Below are 20,313 nucleotides of genomic sequence, written 5' to 3'. Positions count from 1 at the left end.
ATGATGAAGGCGATGCGCATACCGATCCTGGTGCTCTGCTCGGTGGTGGGGGTGGCGACGTCGCTGACGTCGTGTCATCGGCCCGTCGAGCAGGTGTCGGGCGCCCCGGTGTCGGCGCCGCGGACCGGCGGCCCCGTGCAGCGGCTCAGCCAGCCCGAGCAGAAGGCGGTCGCGGGTCCGGTGGAGCCGGACCGGCGCATCGGAGCGATCTTCATCGACGGTGGGCCGCTCCACGTTTGCACCGGTTCGGTGGTGCATTCCAAGGGCGGAGACCTGATCATGACCGCGGCGCATTGTCTGGCCGGGGCGTCGCTGATCACCTTCGTTCCGGGTTTCGCCGGCGACGCGGCGCCCGCTCCCACCGATGTGTGGAAGGCCGACGCGGTCTACCTCGATCCGCGCTGGGTCGCCAGCAAGGATCCGCACGCCGACTACGCGATCGCGCGGGTCAGCAACGACACCGGCGCCGGTGTCGAGTCCCGCGCGGGTCTGGCGCTGACGCTGGGCGTGACGCCCCCGCCGGGCAGTCGCGTCACCGTGCTGGGTTATCCGGTCGGCGTGGGCGGCGAGCCCATCGGGTGCCAGGGCAGCACCTCGGTCAGCGACAGCGGGTTCCCCGCGCTCGCGTGCGAAGGTCTGGTGGACGGCACCAGCGGCGCTCCGTGGGTCAGCGGCACCTCGCTCACCGGGCTGATCGGCGGTCTCGAGCGCGGCGGGTGCGCGCCGGACATCTCGTATTCGGCGCCGTTCGACGCCCAGACCGCGGAGCTGCTGGCCCGCGCCGAAGCCGGCGGGCCGGGCGACCCCGTCCCCGGCGACCTGCAGGACGCCTGTTAGTTGTGGCGGCCGCAAGCGCGGCCGTGGCGATCGCCAGCGCGGCCATGCCGGGCGCAGCGGGTCGCCACCATCTGGCCTAGCGCCGGAACTGGTTGAGCGCGCGCACCTTGTTCATCACGTCGAGCGCGGCCACCTTGTAGGCCTCGGAAAACGTGGGGTAGTTGAACACGGCGTCCACCAGGTAGTCCACCGTGCCCCCGCACCCCATCACCGCCTGCCCGATGTGCACCATCTCGGTGGCGCTGGTGCCGAAGATGTGCACGCCGAGCAGCTTGAGGTCCTCGGTGGACACCAGCAGCTTGAGCATCCCGTAGGAGTCCCCGGCGATCTGGCCGCGGGCCAGCTCCCGGTACCGGGCCACCCCGACCTCGTAGGGGACCGCGTCCTTGGTCAGCTCCACCTCGGTGGCCCCGACGTAGGAGACCTCGGGGATCGAATAGATGCCGATCGGCTGCAGCTCGGTGATGCCCTCGCACGCTTCCCCGAACGCGTGGTAGGCGGCCAGCCGTCCCTGCTCCATCGAGGTCGCGGCCAGCGCGGGGAAACCGATCACGTCCCCGACGGCGTAGATGTGCGGCACCTTCGTCTGGAAATAGTCGTCAACGAAGATCCGGCCGCGGTTGTCGGCCTCCAGCTCGGCGTTGTGCAGGTCGAGATGGTCGGTCTGGCCCTGCCGACCGGCCGAGTACATCACCGTCTCGGCCGGGATCTGCTTGCCGCTGGCCAAGGTGGTGACGGTGCCCGCCGAGCCGACGTCGACCGCGGTCACCTCCTCGCCGAACCGGAACGTCACCGCCAGGTCGCGCAGGTGGAACTTCAGGGCCTCGACCACCTCGGGGTCGCAGAAGTCCAGCATGTCACCGCGCTTTTCCACCACGGTGACCTTGGTGCCCAGCGCGGCGAACATCGACGCGTACTCGATGCCGATGACCCCGGCGCCGACGACCACCATCGAGGCCGGCAGCGTCTTCAGGTCGAGGATGCCGTCGGAGTCGAGCACGCGCTCCTCGTCGAACTCGACGCCGGACGGCCGCGCCGGCCGGGTTCCGGTGGCGATGACGATGTATTTGCCACTGATGGTTACCTTTTCGCGCCGCGACGGGTCCTCGACCTCGATGGTGTGCGGGTCGACGAACCGCCCGTGGCCGATCAGCAGGTCGATGCGGTTGCGCATCAGCTGGTTGCGCACCACGTCGACTTCCTTGCCGATCACGTGCTGGGTGCGGGCCAGCAGATCGGCCGGGGTGATCTTCTCCTTGACCCGATAGCTCGCGCCGTAGAGTTCGCGCTGGCTCATCCCGGTGAGGTAAAGGACCGCCTCGCGCAACGTCTTTGACGGGATGGTGCCGGTCTGGACGCAGACGCCGCCGATCATCTGGCCGCGTTCGACGATGGCGACCGACTTGCCCAGCTTGGCCGAGGCGATGGCGGCCTTCTGCCCGCCGGGCCCCGAACCGATGACCACCATGTCGTACTCTTGCGCCGAGCCCATGGGCTAAACACTAGAGCAGCACAACTCACAGTGCCGGGTTCATCCACAGCTGGGTTGCCGCGCCGGCGCGCGCGAGCACCGGCCGACGGTGGCGGCCGTCAGCGTTGGTGCTCATGACCACGCATCCACAACCCGACTTCGAGCTTTCCCGCCCCGGCGCGCTCATCGCCGCGCTGCCCGCCGTTCTCGGCTTCATTCCCGAAAATTCATTGGTATTAGTGTCTTTGGAGGATCGGCACCTCGGGTCGGTGATGCGCGTCGACCTCTCCGAGGAGTTGCTCGCACGGGTCGGTCATCTGGCCGAGGTCGCCGCGGCGGCCCGGCCCGAGGCCGTCATCGCGGTGATCGTCGACGCCGACGGCGCGCACTGTCCCAGCTGCAACGACGAGTACCGGCAGTTGTGTGAGGCGCTCGCAGAGTCCTTGTCGCAGCACGACATTGAGCTCTGGGCCACCCACGTGGTCGACCGGGTCGCCCTCGGCGGGCGCTGGCATTGTGTCGAGGGCTGCGGGTCGAGCGGCCTCGTCGAGGACCCCTCGGCCTCGCCGCTGGCCGCCGCGGCGGTGCTGGAAGGCAGGCGGCTCTACCCGCGCCGCGCCGACCTGCAGGCGGTCATCGCGCCCGACGACCCGGCGCGCAGCGCCGCATTGGCCGACGCGGTCGGCCGGCAGGCCGCCCGGCGCCGCGCCGCGCATCGCGCGCATCCTGTCCGCTGCATCCGCGGCGACGTGGAGGGCGCGATGGCGGCCGCGGCCCGCGTCGCCTCGGGCGAATCGCTCTCCGACGCCGAACTGGCGGCGCTGGGCTGCGCGCTGAGCGACCCGCAAGTCCGCGACATCCTGTACGCGCTCGCCGTCGGCGAGGGCGCCGACGACGTCGAGTCGCTGTGGGCGGTGCTGGCGCGCACCCTGCCGCCGCCGTGGCGGGTCGAGGCGCTGGTCCTGCTCGCGTTCAGCGCATACGCGCGCGGCGACGGCCCGCTGGCCGGGGTGTCGCTGCAGGAGGCGCTGCGCTGTGAGCCCGAGCACCGGATGGCGGGCATGCTGGACACCGCGTTGCAGTCGGGCCTGCGGCCCGAGGACATCCGGGATCTCGCGCTCACCGGGTACCGGCTGGCCAAGCAGTTCGGGGTGCGGCTCCCGCCGCGTCGGCCGTTCGGCCGCAGGGCGGGCTAGCCGGGGGGCCAGGGGTGGTGGGTCAGACCTTTTCGACCTTGACCGCGTGGGCCATCTCGTGGGGCAGGGTGACGTTTTCGTGGCCGGGGATGACGATGGTCACGCCGGCGGGGCCGGTCTCGACGGTCACGCGCGCGTTGGGGACCACGCCGGCGTCCTTGAGGCGGGTGATCAGGTCGGTGTCGCCCTGGACGTGTTCGGTCAGCTGCCGGACCACCACCGCCACCGGGGAGCCGGGCGGCAACTCGGTCAGCCGGACGAGGATGGCCTCCTCGGCGCCGGACTCGGGCCCCACGCCCAGGTCCAGAAGCCCGGGGATCGGGTTGCCGAACGGCGAGGTGGTCGGGTGGTTGAGCACCTTGACCAACCGCCGCTCGACCTCCTCGCTCATCACGTGCTCCCAGCGGCACGCCTCGGCGTGCACTTCCTCCCAGGGCACCCCGATGACGTCGACCAGCAGTCGCTCGGCGAGGCGGTGCTTGCGCATGACGGCCACGGCCAGCGCCCGGCCCTTGTCGGTGAGCTCGAGGTGGCGGTCACCGGCCACGTGGAGCAGCCCGTCGCGCTCCATCCTGGACACGGTTTGGCTGACAGTCGGCCCGCTCTGATCGAGGCGTTCGGCGATTCGGGCACGTAGCGGCGTTACGCCCTCTTCTTCGAGGTCGTAGATGGTCCGCAGGTACATCTCGGTGGTGTCAACCAGGTCGTTCATTCAGCACCTTCCATCGACGCTGAGTCTACTTGGCCAGCTGCATGAATGGGTGTAACGCCTCCCAGGCAAGCAGTATGCCCGCCGCTGACGCGGCGGGCATACTGTCTGCTACCTAGCTTGAGTGAGTTGTCAGCTCGCGTACGACCGTAGCCTGTCGGCGCGCTCCCCGTTGCGGAGTTTGGACATTACGTCCCGCTCGATTTGGCGAACCCGCTCGCGGGACAGCCCGAACAGCTTGCCGATCTGGTCCAGCGTGCGGGGCTGGCCGTCGTCGAGGCCGAACCGTAACCGGATCACCTGGTGCTCGCGCTCGTCGAGCGTGGCCAGCACGCTGCGGATGTCGGTGTGCAGCAACTCGGCGATCACCGCGTTCTCGGCCGACATCGCCTCGGCGTCCTCGATGAAGTCGCCCAGCGGGGCTTCCTCCTCGGAGCCGACCGGCATGTCCAGGCTCACCGGGTCGCGGCTGTGCTCGAGCAGGTCGTTGATCTTGTCGACCGGGATGCCGGATTCGGCGGCCAGTTCCTCGTCGGTGGCCTCGCGGCCGAGGTTCTGGTGCATCTCACGCTTGATCCGCGCCAGCTTGTTGACCTGCTCGACCAGGTGGACGGGCAGCCGGATGGTGCGGCTCTGGTCGGCCATGCCGCGGGTGATGGCCTGGCGAATCCACCACGTGGCGTAGGTCGAGAACTTGAATCCCTTTGTGTAGTCGAACTTTTCCATCGCGCGGATCAGCCCGAGGTTGCCCTCCTGGATCAGGTCCAGCAGCGGCATGCCACGACCCGTGTACCGCTTGGCCAGCGACACCACCAGGCGCAGGTTCGCCTCCAGCAGGTGACGGCGCGCGGCCTTACCATCGCGCACCACGGCCTCTAGATCGCGTTTACGGTTCTCCCCGAGGCGCTTACGCGTTTCGAGCAGGTGCTCGGCGTAGAGCCCGGCTTCGATCCGCTTCGCGAGTTCAACTTCCCCCGCCGCATTGAGCAACGCCGTCTTGCCGATTCCGTTCAGATATACGCGCACTAGATCCGCCGCGGGGCTTTGAGCATCCAGATCGCCGTCAAATCTGCTCGTGCTGGCGTTCGCCATAGCGACCTCCCGTTCGGCTTGTACTGTCATCGAGTTCAACGACCGATTAGGGTTCAGAGTTCCCAGCGGTTCCCCATCTCACACGTCTTGACGTGCACAAATGTGCCGAAGACCTGAGAATGTCCTGAGAAGTGCGCCGCGACGGCACCGAAGAAGGAACGAGCGCTAGCCGTCGTCGATTCCGCCCCGCGGGTCGGGAGGCCACCCCGGCTGGGGGTGTCGCGGAGCCTCGAGCGCCGGGCGTTCGGCGCGGGGGAACAGGGGGGTGCGCCGGCGCGCGTTGTCGAACCGGCGGGGCTCGTCGGGGCGGCGCGGCGGGCGGTCGTTGGCGATCAGCACGGCCATCCAGGGCAGGGGGATGGACACCGCTACGATCGCCAGCGAGATCAAGCCGTTGTGCCACGCGCCGTAGGCGAGCGCGGCGAGGATGAGCGCCGGAATCCGGAATGCCATCAGGGTCAGGTATTTACGGACCCGCGCGCGATGCTGCTCCTCGTAGGAGGGCTCGGCGGCGGTGATGAGCACCGGGCGGCCCTTGTGGCCGGCGAAGTCATCGAAGCTGCCGTCGAACCCCGCGTCGGAGCCGTGCTTCATTTCTCCACTGTCCCACACCGCGACGATTCCGGCGTGGCCGGTTTCGGGCGGCCCGGCAGCGCACCGGGCAGTGCAAGAATGTCAGGTATGCAGACCCAGACGATCGAGCGCACCGAGACCGACGAACGCGTCGACGACGGGACCGGCAGCGACACACCCAAGTATTTTCACTACGTCAAGAAGGACAAGATCGCCGAGAGCGCGGTGCTGGGCAACCACGTCGTCGCGTTGTGCGGCGAGGTGTTCCCCGTCACCAAGGCGGCCAAGCCGGGCTCGCCCGTCTGTCCGGAGTGCAAGCAGATCTACGACCGGCTCAAGAAGGGCTGATCACCCGGGCGGCTTCGCCGGCGCGGTATCGCGTTGTTGCGTGGCGGGATTCGCGATCGGGCTGGCCAGCGTCTCCACCGTCTTCTTCAGGGCGGGCGAGCGGGAGAACAACCAGGTGCGTACCCGGTGGGCGTGCGTGGTGGGCGCGGGAAACTCCTCCTGGACCGCGGCGTTGAGCTCGGCCCCGAGCATGATCGCGAACCCGCCGAAGAACGCGAACAGCAGGAATGCGATCGGGGTGGAGAGCGCGCCGTAGGTGTAGCCGGTGCTGGTGATCCACCTCAGGTAGAACCGCAGGCCCAGCGTGGCGGTGACGAACACCGTGGTCGCCAGCATCGCGCCGAGGATCAGCCGGTGGGAGGGCAGCGGTTCGGGCAGTGCGACCCGGTACAGGATCATCACCCCGAGCGTCAGGCCGATGATCAGCGCCGGGTAGTAGCCGTAGCGCAGCACGTTGGACAGGCCGAGCGGGATGTGTTCTTCCACCTTGCGCGGGCCCACCACGACCAGCGGCGCGGTCGCCACCACGACCACCAGCATCACGACGTAGAGGAACAGCGCGAAGAAGCGCTGCCGCACCGGATGGCGCAGCGGCGTCTGGTCATGCGCCTCGACGACGGAATCGACGAACGCCGAGATCGCCGACGACCCCGCCCACAGCGAGATGATGAATCCCAGCGACACCACCTCTCCGCGGGCGTTGCTGGCGATGTCGCGGACCGTCGGCTCGATGATCTCGTTCACCACGCTGGGGGAGAACACGCTGTGGGCCGTCGAAAGCAGCTGCCGCAGGATGTTGGGCAGCATGTCCGGCCCGAACAGCGGCGCCACGTAGGCCATCGTGCCCAGCATCCCTAGCAGCAGCGGCGGCAGGGACAGCGCCGACCAGAAACCAGCCTGAGCCGACTCGGAAAAGATTGAGTCGTCCCAGCTCTTGGACAGAGCCCTGCGGGTGATTCGCCAGATGTGGTGGCGCGACGGTTTTGCGACCTGATCGCTCATACCAGTCCAGCATTACCGAAGATCGCGCGCGCTGCCCACATTGGGGACGGGCGAGTTCGGTTGGCTAGCTTCCGCTGACCTCCAGCACGGCGTCCAGCTCGGTCAGCTTGGCCTCGTGCTCGTTGGCGTGGTGCTGGCAGAAGAGAAGCTCGAGGCCGGAAGGCAGCTTGGCGCGCACACGGGCCGCGGCACCGCAGCGGTCGCAGCGGTCGGCCCGTGTCAGTTCTGGACTCGTCAGAGTTGCATTCATGGCTTCTCCGTTCTCGTACATTCACTTTCTCAGACGTATGGCGTTTTCGCCTTGTTCCCCGATCGTTATCGGGTGTGTCGTTTCTCACGGCCTGGTCAGGTTTGGTGTGGACGGTTCTCTAGGGTGACCGTCGTGACCTTCGTTGCCGACGTGCTGGTGCACCTGTGCGGCGCCGAGCAGTGGGCGCAGGCCCGCCGTGACGGCGCCATCCGCCCCACCGGCGGCGCCGACTTCATCCACCTGTCGACGCCCGACCAGGTCCACCTGCCCGCCAACCGGCTCTACCGGGGCCGGCGCGACCTGGTGCTGTTGCGCATCGACCCGGCTCGCCTCGACGCACCGGTGCGCTGGGAGCCGGGAGTGCCAACCGATCCGGCGTCGATGTTGTTCCCGCACCTGTACGGCGCCCTGCCGGTCGCCGCGGTGACCCGCGTCACCCCTTACCCGCCGGGGGCCGACGGCACCTTCCCTCCGGTCACCGGCGAGTCGACGTAGGCGTCGGCCTCGATCTCCACCAGCAACTCGGGCGCGATGAGCGCCGAGACCTCGACCATGGTGGCCACGGGGCGGATCGCGCCGAACACCTCCTCGTGCACGGCACCCACCTCGCGCCAGCGCGAGATGTCGGTGACGTAGAGGCGTGTGCGTACCACGTCGGTGAGTGACGCGCCGGCTTGTCGCAGCGCATTGTCGATGCGGCGCAGGGCCTCTCGCGTCTGGGCGGCGATGTCACCGGCGGGCCCGGTGCCCGTCGTTCCGGCCACGGCCACGTGCGGACCGACCCGCACCGCGCGCGAGTAACCGACCACCGATTCGAATTCCGAACCGGACGAGACCACTGTGCGGTGTGCTGACATGTGGTCACGGTACGACGGCGGCGCCGCCAGCGCAGCCGAATTTCCCCGCGGCAGGGGTTGTTTGGCTCGGACCGGGTTCGGCGAGCCGCGAACAGCTTGTGCGCCAACCGTTCTCGCGGACGGCGGACCGGGCTAGTCGAGGTAGTCGCGCAGCACCTGCGAGCGGCTGGGGTGGCGCAGCTTCGACATGGTCTTGGACTCGATCTGGCGGATGCGCTCGCGGGTCACCCCGTACACCTGCCCGATCTCGTCCAGGGTGCGGGGCTGGCCGTCGGTGAGGCCGAAGCGCAGCCGCACCACGCCGGCCTCGCGCTCCGAGAGCGTCTCGAGCACCGACTGCAACTGGTCCTGCAGCAGCGTGAACGACACCGCGTCGACGGCCACCACGGCCTCGCTGTCCTCAATGAAATCGCCCAGCTGGCTGTCGCCCTCGTCGCCGATGGTCTGGTCCAGCGAGATCGGCTCGCGCGCGTATTGCTGGATCTCCAGCACCTTTTCGGGCGTGATGTCCATTTCCTTGGCCAGCTCTTCGGGCGTGGGCTCGCGGCCCAGGTCCTGCAGCAGCTCGCGCTGGATGCGGCCCAGCTTGTTGATCACCTCGACCATGTGCACGGGGATGCGGATGGTGCGGGCCTGGTCGGCCATGGCCCGGGTGATGGCCTGACGGATCCACCAGGTGGCGTACGTGGAGAACTTGTAGCCCTTGGTGTAGTCGAATTTCTCGACCGCGCGGATCAGACCCAGGTTGCCTTCCTGGATGAGGTCGAGGAACGCCATGCCGCGGCCCGTGTAGCGCTTGGCCAGCGACACCACCAGCCGCAGGTTGGCCTCCAGCAGATGGTTTTTGGCGCGGTCGCCGTCGCGGCAGATCCACTGCATGTCGCGGCGCTGGGCGGCCGGCAGTTTGTCGCCGCGCTCGGTCATCTCGGTCATCAGCTGCGTGGCGTACAGGCCGGCCTCGATCCGCTTGGCCAGCTCGACCTCTTCCTCGGCGTTGAGCAGCGCGACCTTACCGATCTGCTTGAGGTACGCGCGGACGGAGTCGGCGGAGGCGGTGAGCTCGGCGTCCTTGCGGGCCTGGCGCAGCGCCTCGGATTCGTCCTCGTCCCAGACGAAATCGCCGGAGGCCTTGTCCTTTTCGGTGGGCTCGGCGATCTCGTCGTCCTCGTCGGCGGCGGGCTCGGCGGCCGCCGCGGGGGCGGGCGCCTCCTCGTCGTCACCCTCCTCGGAATCGCCCGATTCGACCTCGGCGTCTTCGGACGCCACGTCGTCCTCGAGGTCGTCGAGGGACAGGTCGCTGTCGATGTCGAGGTCCTCGCCGGGCTCACCCTCGAGGTCTGGTTCGTTGTCGAGATCCTCGACGGCGCCGTCGGAATCGAGGGCGTCGGGATCCGCGGGGCCGCCCTTGGCCGTTTTGGTGCCGCGGCCCTTGGCCTCGGCGCCCTTGGCCCGGGTCTTCTTGGCGGGCTCGGCGGCGTCGGACTTGGTGGACCGCGCGGTCGTCTTGGCGGCCCGTTTGGCGGGCGCGGAGCCGTTGGCGGCCTTGGCCGCCGGACGCTTGGCGGGGGACGACGCAGACTTCGTGGCGGTGCGTTTCACCGGCCCATCGGTTGCCGGGCTTGCCTTGGTCGCTGCCACTTACACCCCTTCGTTTGGGCTCACCTTCGGTGGGTATTGGGCATGGTTAACCGAAAGTGTCTGCTATGTCGATGTCGGCGTTGGTATCAGCGTGCGTAGTCGCACGCTATCGGTTGGGCGTTCGCCGAGCACCATTGTAACGACAGTGCGCGGTACTACAGCTGTGCCGGGCGAAATTCAGTGGGTCACGTCCGAGGTGGCGGCCATCGCCGCGCCGACGATCCCCGCGGTGTTGAGCAGGGCCGCGGCCACCACCGGGGTGCGGTTTTCGAGCAGCGGCAGCCACTTGTCGGCCTTGCGGCTGATCCCGCCCCCGGCGATGAACAGGTCCGGCCACATCGCGTTCTCGATGCTGACCAGCACCTCGGTGACGTGTTTGGTCCATTTTTCGTAGGACCAGCCCTTCTTTTCCTTCACCGAGGAGGCGGCTTGTTTCTCGGCTTCTTTGCCGCCGACCTCCAGGTGCCCGAATTCGGTGTTGGGGATCAGCGTGCCGTTGTGGATGACCGCCGAGCCGATGCCGGTGCCGAAGGTCAAGAGAATCACCAGGCCCGTCTGATTCCTACCCGCCCCGTAGTGCTCCTCGGCCAGCCCGGCCGCGTCGGCATCGTTGAGGACCGTCACGTCCTGACCGTCCAGCTCGGCGCTGATGATGTCGCGGGCGTTGACCCCGATCCAGGACTTGTCCACGTTGGCGGCGGTCTGCACCACGCCGTGCGTGACCACCCCGGGGTAGGTCACGCCGAGGGGCCCGGTCCACCCGAATTCGTTGACGACCGCGGCGATGGTCTTGGCGACCGCCGACGGCGTCGCGGGTTGCGGGGTCAGCAGTTTGACCCGCTCGCCGATCAACAACCCCGTGTCCATGTCGACGATGCCGCCCTTGATGCCGCTGCCACCGACGTCGATGCCGAAGCCGCGGCGTTCATGTGTGCCGTCGGTCGGTGCGGCGCCGGGCGTGTCCGTGGTCGAGTCGGTGCTGGTCATCGAATCTCCTCGGCGTGACGGGGCTGTCCGCTCACCTTAACGCCGCGACGCCGGCAGCCCGCGGTGTCTGCGCGCCCGCGCCGACTGTGATGCGATAGACCGGTGATCCAATCCGATGACGAGCTCGTGCGGCTGCGTTCAGTGGCCGAAACCGTGGCCACGGAGGCCGCCGCGTTCGTGCGGCGCCGGCGCGCCGAGGTGTTCGGCGCCGAGCCGGCCGGCGCGACAGGCCCGGACAGCGGCGCGGTGCGGACCAAGAGCACCCCGACCGATCCGGTGACGGTGGTCGACACCGAGACCGAGCGCCTGTTGCGGGACCGGCTGGCCGAATTGCGGCCTGGGGACCCCATTCTCGGCGAGGAGGGCGGCGGGCCGACCGACCCGGCGGGCACCCCACCCGGATCGGTGACCTGGGTGCTCGATCCCATCGACGGCACAGTGAATTTCGTTTACGGCGTTCCCGCGTACGCGGTGTCGGTCGCGGCGCAGGTCAACGGCGAGTCGGTGGCCGGGGCGGTCGCCGACGTCGTCGCCGACCGGGTGTACTCGGCGGCCAGCGGCCTCGGCGCGCACGTCAGCGACGGCCAAGGGACCCAGCCGTTGCAGTGCGCGGCGGTCGAGGACGTGTCAATGGCGTTGCTGGGCACCGGTTTCGGCTATTCGCGGCAGCGCCGCGCGGCGCAGGCGGCGTTGTTGGCGCGCATGCTGCCGGTGGTCCGCGACGTTCGCCGCATCGGCTCGGCGGCGCTGGATCTGTGCATGGTGGCCTCGGGCCGGCTGGACGCCTACTACGAGCACGGCCTGAAGGTGTGGGACCGCGCCGCGGGCGCGCTGATCGCCGCCGAGGCGGGGGCCCGGGTGGTGCTGCCGGCGCACGACGCCACCGGGGCGGGATTGGTGCTGGCCGCCGCCCCCGGGATCGCCGACGAGCTGCTGGCGGTCCTGGAGCGGTTCAACGGCCTGGATCCGATCCTGGATTGAGCGCCTCAGCAGCTGCTGGCGTGAATCTTGGCCAGCAGCGTGGGATCTGACGGCTCGGTGGCGCCGGGCCGCAGGGTGGCGAGCACGGCGTCGATGTCGTCGTTGTGGGCCAACGCGCTGAAGTCGGTTCCCAAGGCCAGGTCGACGGAGTCGTCGGCGCGGCTGTCGTTGAACAGTTCGGTGCACGGTGCCACCAGCCACACCGCCGCGGCGGTGGCCTGTCCGGCGGTGCCGAAACGGATTTGGCCTTGGCAGGCGAGCCGGGTGCCGGCGTAGAGCGGGTCGTTGGCGGCGGTCGGCTGCGCGAAGCCGAGGTCTTTCATCGCCCCGGCGACGTCGCCGGCCTGCCCGCCCCGGCCGCTGGCGTTGAGGACGCGGACCTTGGTGTCGGCGAGCTTGGCGGGCGCGACGTCCATCATGGCGCTGCGCGACACCTGCTCACCGAGCTGGGCCGACGCCGAACCGGTCGCCTGCGGCGGGGGATTGCACACCACCGCCTCGTGCACCTTGGCGGGCCGGGTCAGCGCCACGGTCCAGACGACCGCGGTGGCCACTGCGAGCAAAATCACCACGACGATCGCGGGCTTGGGGTTGCGTCGACGGAAGGGCCGACCATGCTTGTCAAAAGCTGTACCCTCGGTGATTTGCGTGACCACAGCTGCACTCTAGTCGCACCCCAAACCCACTGTTCAGAAGCGAGCGCAAGGGTGAAAATGGGTGTGTGAGGTAAATCACACCTTAATGGGCCGTGATACGGGCACGAATCATTTGGTGGATGCGTTCGACGCTGGTACAAAGCGATGCTTGAGATTTACGAGGGCATGCAGAGGCAAGCAGAGGCAATAGGGCAGGGGAATAGATATGCCTACCGATTATGACGCTCCACGGCGCACCGAGACGGACGACGTTTCGGAGGACTCGCTGGAGGAGCTCAAAGCGCGACGGAACGAGGCGGCCTCGGCCGTCGTCGATGTCGACGAATCTGAATCCGCTGAGAATTTCGAACTGCCCGGCGCCGACCTGTCCGGTGAAGAACTCTCGGTCCGTGTCGTTCCGAAGCAGGCTGACGAGTTCACCTGCTCGAGTTGCTTTCTGGTGCAACACCGCAGTCGGCTGGCCAGCGAGAAGAACGGCGTGATGATCTGTACCGACTGCGCGGCCTGATAGCTGCCGCTACGTTGTCAGGGCCGACAGCACCCGTTCCGGGTGACGGCAACTCACCAGCCAGTACGGCGTCGGGTCGTCCGGGTCGTCGAGGACGATCAGGATCATCGGCGCCACCCACGCCCTGTGCAGCACGTAGGCCGCCGGGTCGAGCTGGCGGCCCAACGCCGCGGATTTGGCCGAGGGCGCTACCTGTGCGGACCGGGCGATCGCGGTGACCGGCAGGTGCGCGGGGCCCGCCCACAGTTCCACTTCCCCCGGCACGGACGGGTTGGCGGTGACCCGGATCTCGACGCGCCCCAGCCACAACAGCGCCGCGCCCGCCACCGTGAAGAGTGCCGCGTACGGCCACCACGAGGAGTGGCGGGTGACGCCCATGTTGAACTCGAACGCGAGGATGCCGGCGAGCGCGAGGGCCGGTGGCCACCACCACCACGGAACCCACAATCGTTCGCGATACCGCACGTTGTGCGGCGCGACGCGGGTATCGGACACGCAGTCAAGGGTAATCTGTGGCCCCGTGTCGACCAGTCTGGCCATCGTCCGCCTTGACCCCGAGCTTCCGCTGCCCGCCCGCGCCCACGAAGGCGACGCCGGGATCGATCTCTACAGCGCCGAGGACGTCAAGCTCGAGCCCGGGCGGCGCGCCCTGGTGCGCACGGGTGTGGCGGTCGCCATCCCGTTCGGCATGGTCGGGCTGGTCCATCCTCGGTCGGGATTGGCTGCGCGCGTTGGGCTTTCGATCGTCAACAGTCCCGGTACCATCGACGCGGGCTACCGCGGCGAGATCAAGGTCGCGCTGATCAACCTCGATCCGACCGAGCCGATCGTGGTGCATCGCGGCGACCGCATCGCCCAGCTGCTGGTGCAGCGGGTCGAGTTGGTGGAGCTGGTCGAGGTGTCGTCGTTCGACGAGGCCGGGTTGGCCGAAACGTCCCGTGGCGACGGTGGTCACGGTTCCTCCGGCGGACACGCGAGTCTGTGATGCGCCGGCGAGCAGGGCGAAGCGATGAAAAGGAGCGGCGCTGATGGCTGCATTCGGTAAGCGCTCACGCAAGGACGACAGCGCTTCGGCCGCGGACGCCCGGGCGGACGAGGCCGTGACGCCGGGCGCCGACGAGCCCGCCGCCGAGGAACTCGAGGGCCCGTTCGACATCGAGGACTTCGACGATCCCGCCGTCGCCGAGCTGGCCCGGCTCGACCTGGGCTCGGTGCTGATCCCCATGCCCGAGGCCGGCCAGCTGCAGGTCGAGTTGACCGAAACCGGTGTCCCGAGCGCGGTCTGGGTCGTCACGCCCAACGGTCGTTTCACCATCGCCGCCTACGCGGCGCCCAAGACGGGTGGGCTGTGGCGTGAGGTGGCCGGCGAGCTCGCCGAGTCGCTGCGCAACGACTCCGCCCAGGTCAGCATCAAGGACGGGCCGTGGGGGCGCGAGGTGGTCGGCACCGCCACCGGCGTGGTGCGCTTCATCGGCGTCGACGGCTACCGCTGGATGATCCGCTGCGTCATCAACGGCGCCCACGAGACGATGGAGGCGCTCGAGCAGGAGGCGCGAGCGGCGTTGGCCGACACCGTGGTTCGGCGCGGCGACACGCCCCTGCCGGTGCGCACACCGCTGGCCGTGCAGCTGCCCGAGCCGATGGCCCAACAGCTGCGCGAAGCCGCCGCGGCGCAACAGGCCGCCCAACAAGCGGATGCGCAGCAATCCGAGGACCAGCAGGCCCCCGCCGACCAGCCGGCCGCGCGCCGCAGCGCCGACGGGTCGGCGATGCAACAGCTGCGCACCACCACCGGCGGCTGAGACCCCGGCTAGCCCAGCTCGGCCAGCGCCGCCAGGCAGGCCGCGCCCAGGGCGGCGGGATCCGCGCCGATCTGATCCAGCGTCACCGTGCGCAGCGCCGCGCGCGGCGCCGCGGCGACCCAGTCGAGGCCGGCCTGCAGCGGATGGATCGGGTCGTCGACCGCGGCCGCCACCGCCAGCGGCGCGGCCAGCCCGGCCAGCTCGTCGCAGCTCGGCGCGACGTAGGCGGCCGCCTCCTCCATGGCGTCCGGAAGGTGCGGCCACTGGGCGCCCCACGAGCGGGTCAGCTCGTCGGCCAGCCACGGGGGGCTGGACGCCCGCATCTGGGTCGTCGTCGCCGCCAGTCCGTCGGCTCGCAGCCGGGAGGCCGAGTACCGCGCCGCGAGGGCGGCCGGCGCCTCACCGGGCGCCCCCGCCCACGCCGGCAGCGCGGCCAGCACCGCGACCGCCCGGTCCGGATGGGCCAGCGCCCAGGCCGCCGCGACCGCCGCGCCGATCGACACGCCGCCGACGGCGATCGGGCCTTCCCGCGCCGCGGCATCCAGCGCCGCCAGGTAGCCCTCGATCAGCCGGTCGGGACGCGGCGGCGGGGTCACCAATACCGCGCCGACGTGGGCCAGCGGGCCCGAAAACGCCCGCTGAACGTAGTCGTCGTCGGAGCCGGTTCCGGGCAATAACACCGTCGTGACACCGTTCAGATCGACCACCACCCCTCGATAGTGCACGGCGTTGACCTGCGGTCCAACATCACGTTTGAGTCGGTTGGCGCTGGGGAACCAAGAGGTCTACGGTGTCCGTTGGCATAGAGGAAGCATCGAAGCTTTTATCGTCAGGAGTGGCCATGGGGGCCCAAGGGTATCTGCGCCGGCTGACCCGTCGGTTGACGGAGGATCCGGAGCAACGCGACTCTGAGGAACTGTCCGACGAAGTCGCCAGCACCGGCGCGCAACGGGCTATCGATTGCGAGCGTGGCCAGGAGGTCACGATGGTCGGCACGCTGCGCAGCGTGGAATGCAACGGCAGGGCCTGCGCCGGCGGGGTTCGCGCGGAATTGTTCGACGGCAGCGACACCGTCACGCTCGTGTGGCTGGGCCAGCGCCGCATCCCGGGCATCGACTCGGGCCGCACCCTGCGCGTGCGGGGCCGCCTCGGCAAGCTCGAGAACGGAACCAAGGCGATCTACAACCCGCACTACGAAATTCAACGGTGACCGTCCCGGAAGGATTGGGCGGGGCCACCCCGCCCGCCCGGGAGCCGGGCTCATCGGAACAAACCACTAGTCGCATCAGCCCCGAGCGCCTGCTGGCGCAGGCGGGCGGCGTCAGCGGCGTCATCTACTCGTCGCTCCCGGTGGTCGTCTTCGTCATCGTCTCGAGCGTGTCGGGACTGGTCCCGGCGATCGCGGCGGCGCTGGGGGTGGCCGCGCTGGTCTTGCTGTGGCGGCTGATCCGGCGGGATTCCCCACAGCCGGCGTTGTCCGGGTTCTTCGGCGTGGCGCTGTGCGCGCTGATCGCCTACGTGCTGGGGGAGTCCAAGGGCTATTTCCTGCTGGGCATCTGGATGTCGCTGGTGTGGGCGGTGGTGGTGGCGGCGTCGGTGGCGATCCGCCGGCCGCTGGTGGGCTACGCGTGGAGCTGGGCCACCGGCCGCGGGGACGGCTGGCGCAGCGTTCCAAAGGCCGTCCTTGCGTTCGACATCGCCTCGCTGGGCTGGGTGCTGGTGTTCACCTCCCGCTTCGTGGTCCAGGGGCTGCTCTACGACGCCGATCGGACCGGGTGGCTGGCGGCGGCGCGGATCGGGATGGGCTGGCCACTGACCGTGCTGGCCGCGCTGGCGACCTACGCGGCGATCAAGTCGGCGCAGCGGGCCATCGCGGCGGGCGCCGAGCTGGCACCCCGTAGCGTCGGCGACTAGCCCAACAGCAGCTTCTGCAGGTCCTCTTCGGCCTCGGCGACGGCGACGAACAGCAGCTCGTCGCCGCCTTCGAGCGGCTCGTCCTCCTCGGGCACGATGACCCGAGGGCCGCGCAGGATCGTCACCAGCGAGGTGTCGCGCGGCAGCTGCAGTTTGCGCACCGGCTTGCCGCCCCACGGCGTGTCATCGGGCAGCGTGATCTCGACGAGGTTGGCCTGCCCCTTGCGGAACTCCATCAGCCGCACCAGATCGCCGACGGCGACGGCCTCCTCGATGAGCGACGCCAGCATGCGCGGTGTCGACACCGCGACGTCGACGCCCCAGGCGTCGGTGAACAGCCACTCGTTGCGCGGGTCGTTGACCCGGGCCACCACCCGGGGCACCGCGAATTCGGTTTTGGCCAAGAGGCTTAGCACGACGTTGGCCTTGTCATCGCCGGTGGCGGCCACCACCACGTCGAACTCCTGCATGTGCACCGATTCCAGCAGGGTCAGCTCGCACGCGTCGCCCAGGCGCCAGTGCGCGGCCGGGATGGCGTCGACGTCGACGTGGTCGGGGTTGCGCTCGATCAACGTCACGTCGTGGCCGTTGCCGATGAGTTCCCGCGTGACCGAGCGACCGACCGCACCGGCACCGGCAACCGCTACCTTCATATGCGCCGTCCCCTCACAGCCGGTCCCGAATTCATCACAGGTCTTCGCTCGGTGGTAGCGCGGCGATGGCGACCGCCTCGGCGGCGCGCCCGGATATCGCCGCGACATAGACCTGGTCGCCGGCCTGGATCACCGACTTCGGCTCGGGCAGGACGCCGGCCCCGAATCGGATCAGGAAGGCGACCCGCGCGCCGGTGGCCTGCTCGAGATCGGTGACCCGGTGGCCGATCCAGTCCTCGTGCAGGACGACCTCGGAGACGGCGACCGTGCCGGTCGGGTCGCGCCACTTGGCCGTCTCGGTCTCCCGCAGCAGGGCATTGAGCAGGCGGTCGGTGGTCCAGGGCACGGTCGCGATGGTCGGGATGCCCAGGCGCTCGTAGACCTCGGCGCGCTTGGCGTCGTAGATGCGGGCCACGACCCGCTTGACGCCGAACGTCTCCCGCGCCAGGCGCGCGGAGATGATGTTGGAGTTGTCACCGGAGGACACCGCGGCGAACGCGTCCGCCTCTTCGATACCGGCCCTCAGCAGTACATCTCGGTCGAATCCCTGCCCCAGGACCCGCTCGCCGGCGTATTCGGGGCTGAGCCGGTTGAAGGCCGTGCTGTCGCGGTCGATGACGGCCACGTCGTGACCGATGCGGGACAGCCCGTCGGCGACCGAGGAGCCGACACGGCCGCAGCCCATCACTACTACTCGCACTTGTGGTCCTCTCGGCCGCGTCCTGCGCCCTTCGTCGGCAACGCACGTGGGCAAGCCGTTTCGGTCGGCGAACATTCTCGTCCACGAACGCTACCGTCAAACCCGTCTGGGCTTACTCTTGGCTCTCGTGTCCAAACTTTCAACCGCCACTCGTCGGTTGCTTATCGGCCGGCCGTTTCGCAGCGACCGGCTCAGCCACACCCTGTTGCCCAAGCGGATCGCCTTGCCGGTGTTCGCCTCCGACGCGTTGTCCTCGGTGGCATATGCGCCCGAGGAGGTCTTCCTCATGCTCTCGGTGGCGGGGGTCTCGGCGTACGCGCTGACGCCGTGGATCGGACTCGCCGTGGCGGCGGTCATGTTGGTGGTGGTGGCCAGCTACCGGCAGAACGTCCACGCCTACCCCTCCGGTGGCGGCGACTACGAGGTGGTCACCACCAACCTGGGTGAGACGGCGGGCCTCGTCGTGGCGAGCGCCCTGATGGTGGATTACGTTCTGACCGTGGCGGTTTCGACGGCGTCGGCGATGGCGAACATCGGCTCGGCCATCCCGATCGTGGCCGAGCACAAGGTGTTCTTCTGTGTGGCCTCCATTCTGCTGGTGATGGCGCTGAACCTGCGCGGGGTACGCGAATCCGGGGTGGCGTTCGCCATCCCGACGTATGCGTTCATCATCGGGGTCCTCGTCATGATCGGCTGGGGCCTGTTCCGGATCTTCGTGCTGGGTGATCCCTTGCGGGCGGAGTCCGCCGGTTTCCAGATGCACGCCGAACACGGCCAGGTCGTCGGTTTCGCGTTGGCGTTCTTGGTGGCGCGGTCGTTCTCCTCGGGGTGTGCGGCGCTCACGGGTGTCGAGGCGATCAGCAACGGGGTGCCGGCGTTTCAGAAACCCAAGTCGCGCAACGCGGCCACGACCCTGCTGATGTTGGGCGCAATCGCGGTGACGCTACTGATGGGCATCATCGTGCTGGCGCAGAAGATCGGCGTTCAGCTCGTCGAGGATCCCGCGACCCAGCTGAGCGGAACCCCGAAGGGGTACTACCAGAAGACCCTGGTCACCCAACTGGCGCAGGCGGTGTTCGGCGGCTTTCACGTCGGGTTCCTGCTCATCGCCACGGTGACCGCCCTCATCCTGGTGCTCGCGGCCAACACCGCGTTCAACGGATTCCCGGTGCTCGGTTCGATCCTGGCCCAGCACAGCTACCTTCCGCGCCAATTGCACACCCGCGGAGACCGGTTGGCGTTCTCCAACGGAATCCTGTTCCTGTCCGGGGTGGCCGTGCTGGCGATCGTGGCGTTCCGCGGCGAGGTCACCGCGTTGATTCAGCTCTACATCGTGGGCGTGTTCATTTCGTTCACCCTGAGCCAGATCGGCATGGTGCGGCACTGGACCCGGTTGCTGCGCACCGAGACCGATCCCGGGGTACGGCGCAAGATGATGCGCTCGCGGGTGGTCAACACGGTCGGATTGCTTTCCACCGGTGCGGTTTTGCTGGTGGTGCTGGTCACCAAGTTCGTCGCCGGGGCGTGGATCGCGCTGTTCGCGATGAGCCTGCTGTTCGGCATGATGAAGATGATCCACCGGCACTACAACACCGTGAACCGCGAATTGGCGCAGCAGGCCGAGGACGAGGAAGACGCGGTGTTGCCCAGCCGCAATCACGCCGTGGTGCTGGTGTCGAAGCTGCACCTGCCGACGCGGCGCGCGCTGGCCTACGCGAGGGCCACCCGTCCCGACGTTCTCGAGGCGGTGACGGTCAGCGTCGACGACGCGGAAACCCGTGAGCTGGTGCGCAAGTGGGAGGCGAGCGATATCAGCGTTCCGCTCAAGGTCATCGCCTCGCCGTATCGCGAAATCACCCGCCCCGTATTGGAATACGTCAAGCGGGCCCGGGAGGAGTCGCCGCGCACCGTGGTCACGGTGTTCATCCCGGAGTATGTGGTGGGGCACTGGTGGGAGCAGGTGCTGCACAACCAGAGCGCGCTGCGGCTCAAGGGCCGGCTGCTGTTCATGCCCGGCGTCATGGTGACTTCGGTTCCGTGGCAACTGAGTTCGTCCGAACGGCGCAAGACGTTGCAGCCGCACGTGGCGCCGGGCGACGCTCGCCGGGGTATTTTCGATTGACCCGCGAATCGACCCGC

At 68.9% G+C, this 20,313-nt stretch carries 25 protein-coding genes; 11 read left to right on the top strand and 14 right to left on the bottom strand.

Features of this window, described 5'->3' with window-relative positions:
• Positions 1-837 carry a trypsin-like serine peptidase gene (locus tag K883_RS00485; protein ID WP_020823123.1) on the top strand — a complete coding sequence of 279 codons (837 nt, stop codon included), beginning with the start codon at positions 1-3 and terminating at the stop codon, positions 835-837.
• A gap of 76 nt (positions 838-913) precedes the next feature.
• Here the strand turns inward: K883_RS00485 and sthA are convergent, their stop codons facing one another.
• Positions 914-2,329: a Si-specific NAD(P)(+) transhydrogenase gene (gene sthA / locus K883_RS00480; RefSeq protein ID WP_020823122.1), complete on the bottom strand. Its 1,416-nt coding sequence runs from the start codon at positions 2,327-2,329 to the stop codon at positions 914-916.
• Positions 2,330-2,442: 113 nt separating this feature from the next.
• On the opposite strand from sthA, the gene K883_RS00475 reads away from it, so the two are divergent.
• On the top strand, positions 2,443-3,504 hold the full coding sequence (locus K883_RS00475; RefSeq protein ID WP_036453329.1) for a DUF4192 domain-containing protein: 1,062 nt from the start codon (positions 2,443-2,445) through the stop codon (positions 3,502-3,504).
• A 22-nt stretch (positions 3,505-3,526) separates the two neighbouring features.
• Here the strand turns inward: K883_RS00475 and K883_RS00470 are convergent, their stop codons facing one another.
• From K883_RS00470 to K883_RS00460, 3 genes are all read right to left on the bottom strand, one after another.
• Complete coding sequence (locus K883_RS00470; RefSeq protein ID WP_008258556.1) at positions 3,527-4,216, bottom strand: metal-dependent transcriptional regulator; 690 nt, start codon at positions 4,214-4,216, stop codon at positions 3,527-3,529.
• Between the two features lie 129 nt (positions 4,217-4,345).
• On the bottom strand, positions 4,346-5,335 hold the full coding sequence (gene sigB / locus K883_RS00465; protein ID WP_050782802.1) for a sigma-70 family RNA polymerase sigma factor SigB: 990 nt from the start codon (positions 5,333-5,335) through the stop codon (positions 4,346-4,348).
• 135 nt (positions 5,336-5,470) lie between these two features.
• Positions 5,471-5,917, bottom strand: a complete 447-nt coding sequence (locus tag K883_RS00460; RefSeq protein ID WP_008258554.1) for a DUF3099 domain-containing protein — start codon at positions 5,915-5,917, stop codon at positions 5,471-5,473.
• Between the two features lie 69 nt (positions 5,918-5,986).
• Between K883_RS00460 and K883_RS00455 the strand changes: the two genes are divergently transcribed.
• Positions 5,987-6,226, top strand: a complete 240-nt coding sequence (locus K883_RS00455) for a DUF3039 domain-containing protein (RefSeq protein WP_008258553.1) — start codon at positions 5,987-5,989, stop codon at positions 6,224-6,226.
• Here K883_RS00455 and K883_RS00450 read toward each other — a convergent pair whose 3' ends face one another.
• Positions 6,227-7,228, bottom strand: a complete 1,002-nt coding sequence (locus K883_RS00450) for a YihY/virulence factor BrkB family protein (RefSeq protein ID WP_008258552.1) — start codon at positions 7,226-7,228, stop codon at positions 6,227-6,229.
• Positions 7,229-7,292: 64 nt separating this feature from the next.
• Positions 7,293-7,478 carry a DUF7455 domain-containing protein gene (locus K883_RS00445; protein ID WP_008258551.1) on the bottom strand — a complete coding sequence of 62 codons (186 nt, stop codon included), beginning with the start codon at positions 7,476-7,478 and terminating at the stop codon, positions 7,293-7,295.
• Positions 7,479-7,601: 123 nt separating this feature from the next.
• Here K883_RS00445 and K883_RS00440 point away from each other — a divergent pair, with 123 nt between their 5' ends.
• A complete protein-coding gene (locus K883_RS00440) occupies positions 7,602-7,973 on the top strand; it encodes a DUF952 domain-containing protein (RefSeq protein WP_036453327.1) in 372 nt (123 codons plus the stop codon).
• Here K883_RS00440 and K883_RS00435 read toward each other — a convergent pair.
• The 3 genes from K883_RS00435 to ppgK all read right to left on the bottom strand — a co-directional run bounded on the left by K883_RS00435 (position 7,919) and on the right by ppgK (position 10,960).
• A complete protein-coding gene (locus K883_RS00435) occupies positions 7,919-8,335 on the bottom strand; it encodes a RidA family protein (RefSeq protein ID WP_036453325.1) in 417 nt (138 codons plus the stop codon). The genes K883_RS00440 and K883_RS00435 overlap by 55 nt on opposite strands.
• A gap of 132 nt (positions 8,336-8,467) precedes the next feature.
• The gene (locus K883_RS00430; RefSeq protein WP_008258548.1) at positions 8,468-9,973 is read right to left on the bottom strand and encodes an RNA polymerase sigma factor; all 1,506 of its coding nucleotides are present in this window, start codon (positions 9,971-9,973) and stop codon (positions 8,468-8,470) included.
• Positions 9,974-10,150: 177 nt separating this feature from the next.
• Positions 10,151-10,960, bottom strand: a complete 810-nt coding sequence (gene ppgK, locus K883_RS00425; protein WP_036453323.1) for a polyphosphate--glucose phosphotransferase — start codon at positions 10,958-10,960, stop codon at positions 10,151-10,153.
• Positions 10,961-11,062: 102 nt separating this feature from the next.
• Here ppgK and K883_RS00420 point away from each other — a divergent pair, with 102 nt between their 5' ends.
• A complete protein-coding gene (locus tag K883_RS00420) occupies positions 11,063-11,941 on the top strand; it encodes an inositol monophosphatase family protein (RefSeq protein WP_020823118.1) in 879 nt (292 codons plus the stop codon).
• A 5-nt stretch (positions 11,942-11,946) separates the two neighbouring features.
• Here the strand turns inward: K883_RS00420 and cei are convergent, their stop codons facing one another.
• Entirely contained in the window at positions 11,947-12,597 is a 651-nt protein-coding gene (gene cei / locus K883_RS00415; protein ID WP_008258545.1) for an envelope integrity protein Cei, read from the bottom strand.
• A 205-nt stretch (positions 12,598-12,802) separates the two neighbouring features.
• On the opposite strand from cei, the gene K883_RS00410 reads away from it, so the two are divergent.
• Positions 12,803-13,105: a DUF4193 domain-containing protein gene (locus K883_RS00410; protein ID WP_008258544.1), complete on the top strand. Its 303-nt coding sequence runs from the start codon at positions 12,803-12,805 to the stop codon at positions 13,103-13,105.
• A 9-nt stretch (positions 13,106-13,114) separates the two neighbouring features.
• Here K883_RS00410 and K883_RS00405 read toward each other — a convergent pair whose 3' ends face one another.
• Positions 13,115-13,600 carry a DUF3093 domain-containing protein gene (locus K883_RS00405; protein WP_036453322.1) on the bottom strand — a complete coding sequence of 162 codons (486 nt, stop codon included), beginning with the start codon at positions 13,598-13,600 and terminating at the stop codon, positions 13,115-13,117.
• A 25-nt stretch (positions 13,601-13,625) separates the two neighbouring features.
• Here K883_RS00405 and dut point away from each other — a divergent pair, with 25 nt between their 5' ends.
• Together dut and K883_RS00395 are read left to right on the top strand one after the other, a co-directional pair.
• Positions 13,626-14,090, top strand: a complete 465-nt coding sequence (dut, locus tag K883_RS00400; RefSeq protein WP_014385376.1) for a dUTP diphosphatase — start codon at positions 13,626-13,628, stop codon at positions 14,088-14,090.
• Between the two features lie 43 nt (positions 14,091-14,133).
• Complete coding sequence (locus K883_RS00395; protein ID WP_008258541.1) at positions 14,134-14,907, top strand: DUF3710 domain-containing protein; 774 nt, start codon at positions 14,134-14,136, stop codon at positions 14,905-14,907.
• 8 nt (positions 14,908-14,915) lie between these two features.
• Here the strand turns inward: K883_RS00395 and K883_RS00390 are convergent, their stop codons facing one another.
• Positions 14,916-15,617, bottom strand: coding sequence for a hypothetical protein (locus tag K883_RS00390; RefSeq protein WP_036455224.1), 702 nt, complete (start codon positions 15,615-15,617; stop codon positions 14,916-14,918).
• A gap of 131 nt (positions 15,618-15,748) precedes the next feature.
• Between K883_RS00390 and K883_RS00385 the strand changes: the two genes are divergently transcribed.
• Positions 15,749-16,117, top strand: a complete 369-nt coding sequence (locus tag K883_RS00385) for an OB-fold nucleic acid binding domain-containing protein (RefSeq protein WP_003875251.1) — start codon at positions 15,749-15,751, stop codon at positions 16,115-16,117.
• Between the two features lie 14 nt (positions 16,118-16,131).
• Positions 16,132-16,821: a DUF3159 domain-containing protein gene (locus tag K883_RS00380; RefSeq protein WP_043955794.1), complete on the top strand. Its 690-nt coding sequence runs from the start codon at positions 16,132-16,134 to the stop codon at positions 16,819-16,821.
• Here the strand turns inward: K883_RS00380 and K883_RS00375 are convergent.
• Together K883_RS00375 and K883_RS00370 are read right to left on the bottom strand one after the other, a co-directional pair.
• Positions 16,818-17,474, bottom strand: a complete 657-nt coding sequence (locus K883_RS00375) for a potassium channel family protein (RefSeq protein WP_008258524.1) — start codon at positions 17,472-17,474, stop codon at positions 16,818-16,820. The two genes, K883_RS00380 and K883_RS00375, sit on opposite strands and share 4 nt — an antisense overlap.
• Before the next feature lie 34 nt (positions 17,475-17,508).
• Positions 17,509-18,174, bottom strand: a complete 666-nt coding sequence (locus K883_RS00370) for a potassium channel family protein (RefSeq protein ID WP_008258523.1) — start codon at positions 18,172-18,174, stop codon at positions 17,509-17,511.
• Positions 18,175-18,301: 127 nt separating this feature from the next.
• Between K883_RS00370 and K883_RS00365 the strand changes: the two genes are divergently transcribed.
• Positions 18,302-20,296, top strand: a complete 1,995-nt coding sequence (locus K883_RS00365; RefSeq protein WP_036455223.1) for an APC family permease — start codon at positions 18,302-18,304, stop codon at positions 20,294-20,296.
• Positions 20,297-20,313 lie beyond the last annotated feature (17 nt).

The sequence above is a fragment of the Mycobacterium sp. TKK-01-0059 genome (genome assembly GCF_000709305.1).
Lineage (GTDB): Bacteria > Actinomycetota > Actinomycetes > Mycobacteriales > Mycobacteriaceae > Mycobacterium > Mycobacterium intracellulare.
The sequence above is the reverse complement of the archived record's forward strand: the minus strand, read 5'-3'. Positions and strand labels throughout refer to the sequence as shown.

Excerpts from the sequence above, each read along its gene's own strand:
- K883_RS00485 (WP_020823123.1), top strand. The coding sequence starts at position 1 with ATGATGAAGGCGATGCGCATACCGATCCTGGTGCTCTGCTCGGTGGTG.
- sthA (WP_020823122.1), bottom strand. The coding sequence starts at position 2,329 with ATGGGCTCGGCGCAAGAGTACGACATGGTGGTCATCGGTTCGGGGCCC.
- K883_RS00475 (WP_036453329.1), top strand. The coding sequence starts at position 2,443 with ATGACCACGCATCCACAACCCGACTTCGAGCTTTCCCGCCCCGGCGCG.
- K883_RS00470 (WP_008258556.1), bottom strand. The coding sequence starts at position 4,216 with ATGAACGACCTGGTTGACACCACCGAGATGTACCTGCGGACCATCTAC.
- sigB (WP_050782802.1), bottom strand. The coding sequence starts at position 5,335 with ATGACAGTACAAGCCGAACGGGAGGTCGCTATGGCGAACGCCAGCACG.
- K883_RS00455 (WP_008258553.1), top strand. The coding sequence starts at position 5,987 with ATGCAGACCCAGACGATCGAGCGCACCGAGACCGACGAACGCGTCGAC.
- K883_RS00450 (WP_008258552.1), bottom strand. The coding sequence starts at position 7,228 with ATGAGCGATCAGGTCGCAAAACCGTCGCGCCACCACATCTGGCGAATC.
- K883_RS00445 (WP_008258551.1), bottom strand. The coding sequence starts at position 7,478 with ATGAATGCAACTCTGACGAGTCCAGAACTGACACGGGCCGACCGCTGC.
- K883_RS00435 (WP_036453325.1), bottom strand. The coding sequence starts at position 8,335 with ATGTCAGCACACCGCACAGTGGTCTCGTCCGGTTCGGAATTCGAATCG.
- ppgK (WP_036453323.1), bottom strand. The coding sequence starts at position 10,960 with ATGACCAGCACCGACTCGACCACGGACACGCCCGGCGCCGCACCGACC.
- K883_RS00410 (WP_008258544.1), top strand. The coding sequence starts at position 12,803 with ATGCCTACCGATTATGACGCTCCACGGCGCACCGAGACGGACGACGTT.
- K883_RS00395 (WP_008258541.1), top strand. The coding sequence starts at position 14,134 with ATGGCTGCATTCGGTAAGCGCTCACGCAAGGACGACAGCGCTTCGGCC.
- K883_RS00385 (WP_003875251.1), top strand. The coding sequence starts at position 15,749 with ATGGGGGCCCAAGGGTATCTGCGCCGGCTGACCCGTCGGTTGACGGAG.
- K883_RS00375 (WP_008258524.1), bottom strand. The coding sequence starts at position 17,474 with ATGAAGGTAGCGGTTGCCGGTGCCGGTGCGGTCGGTCGCTCGGTCACG.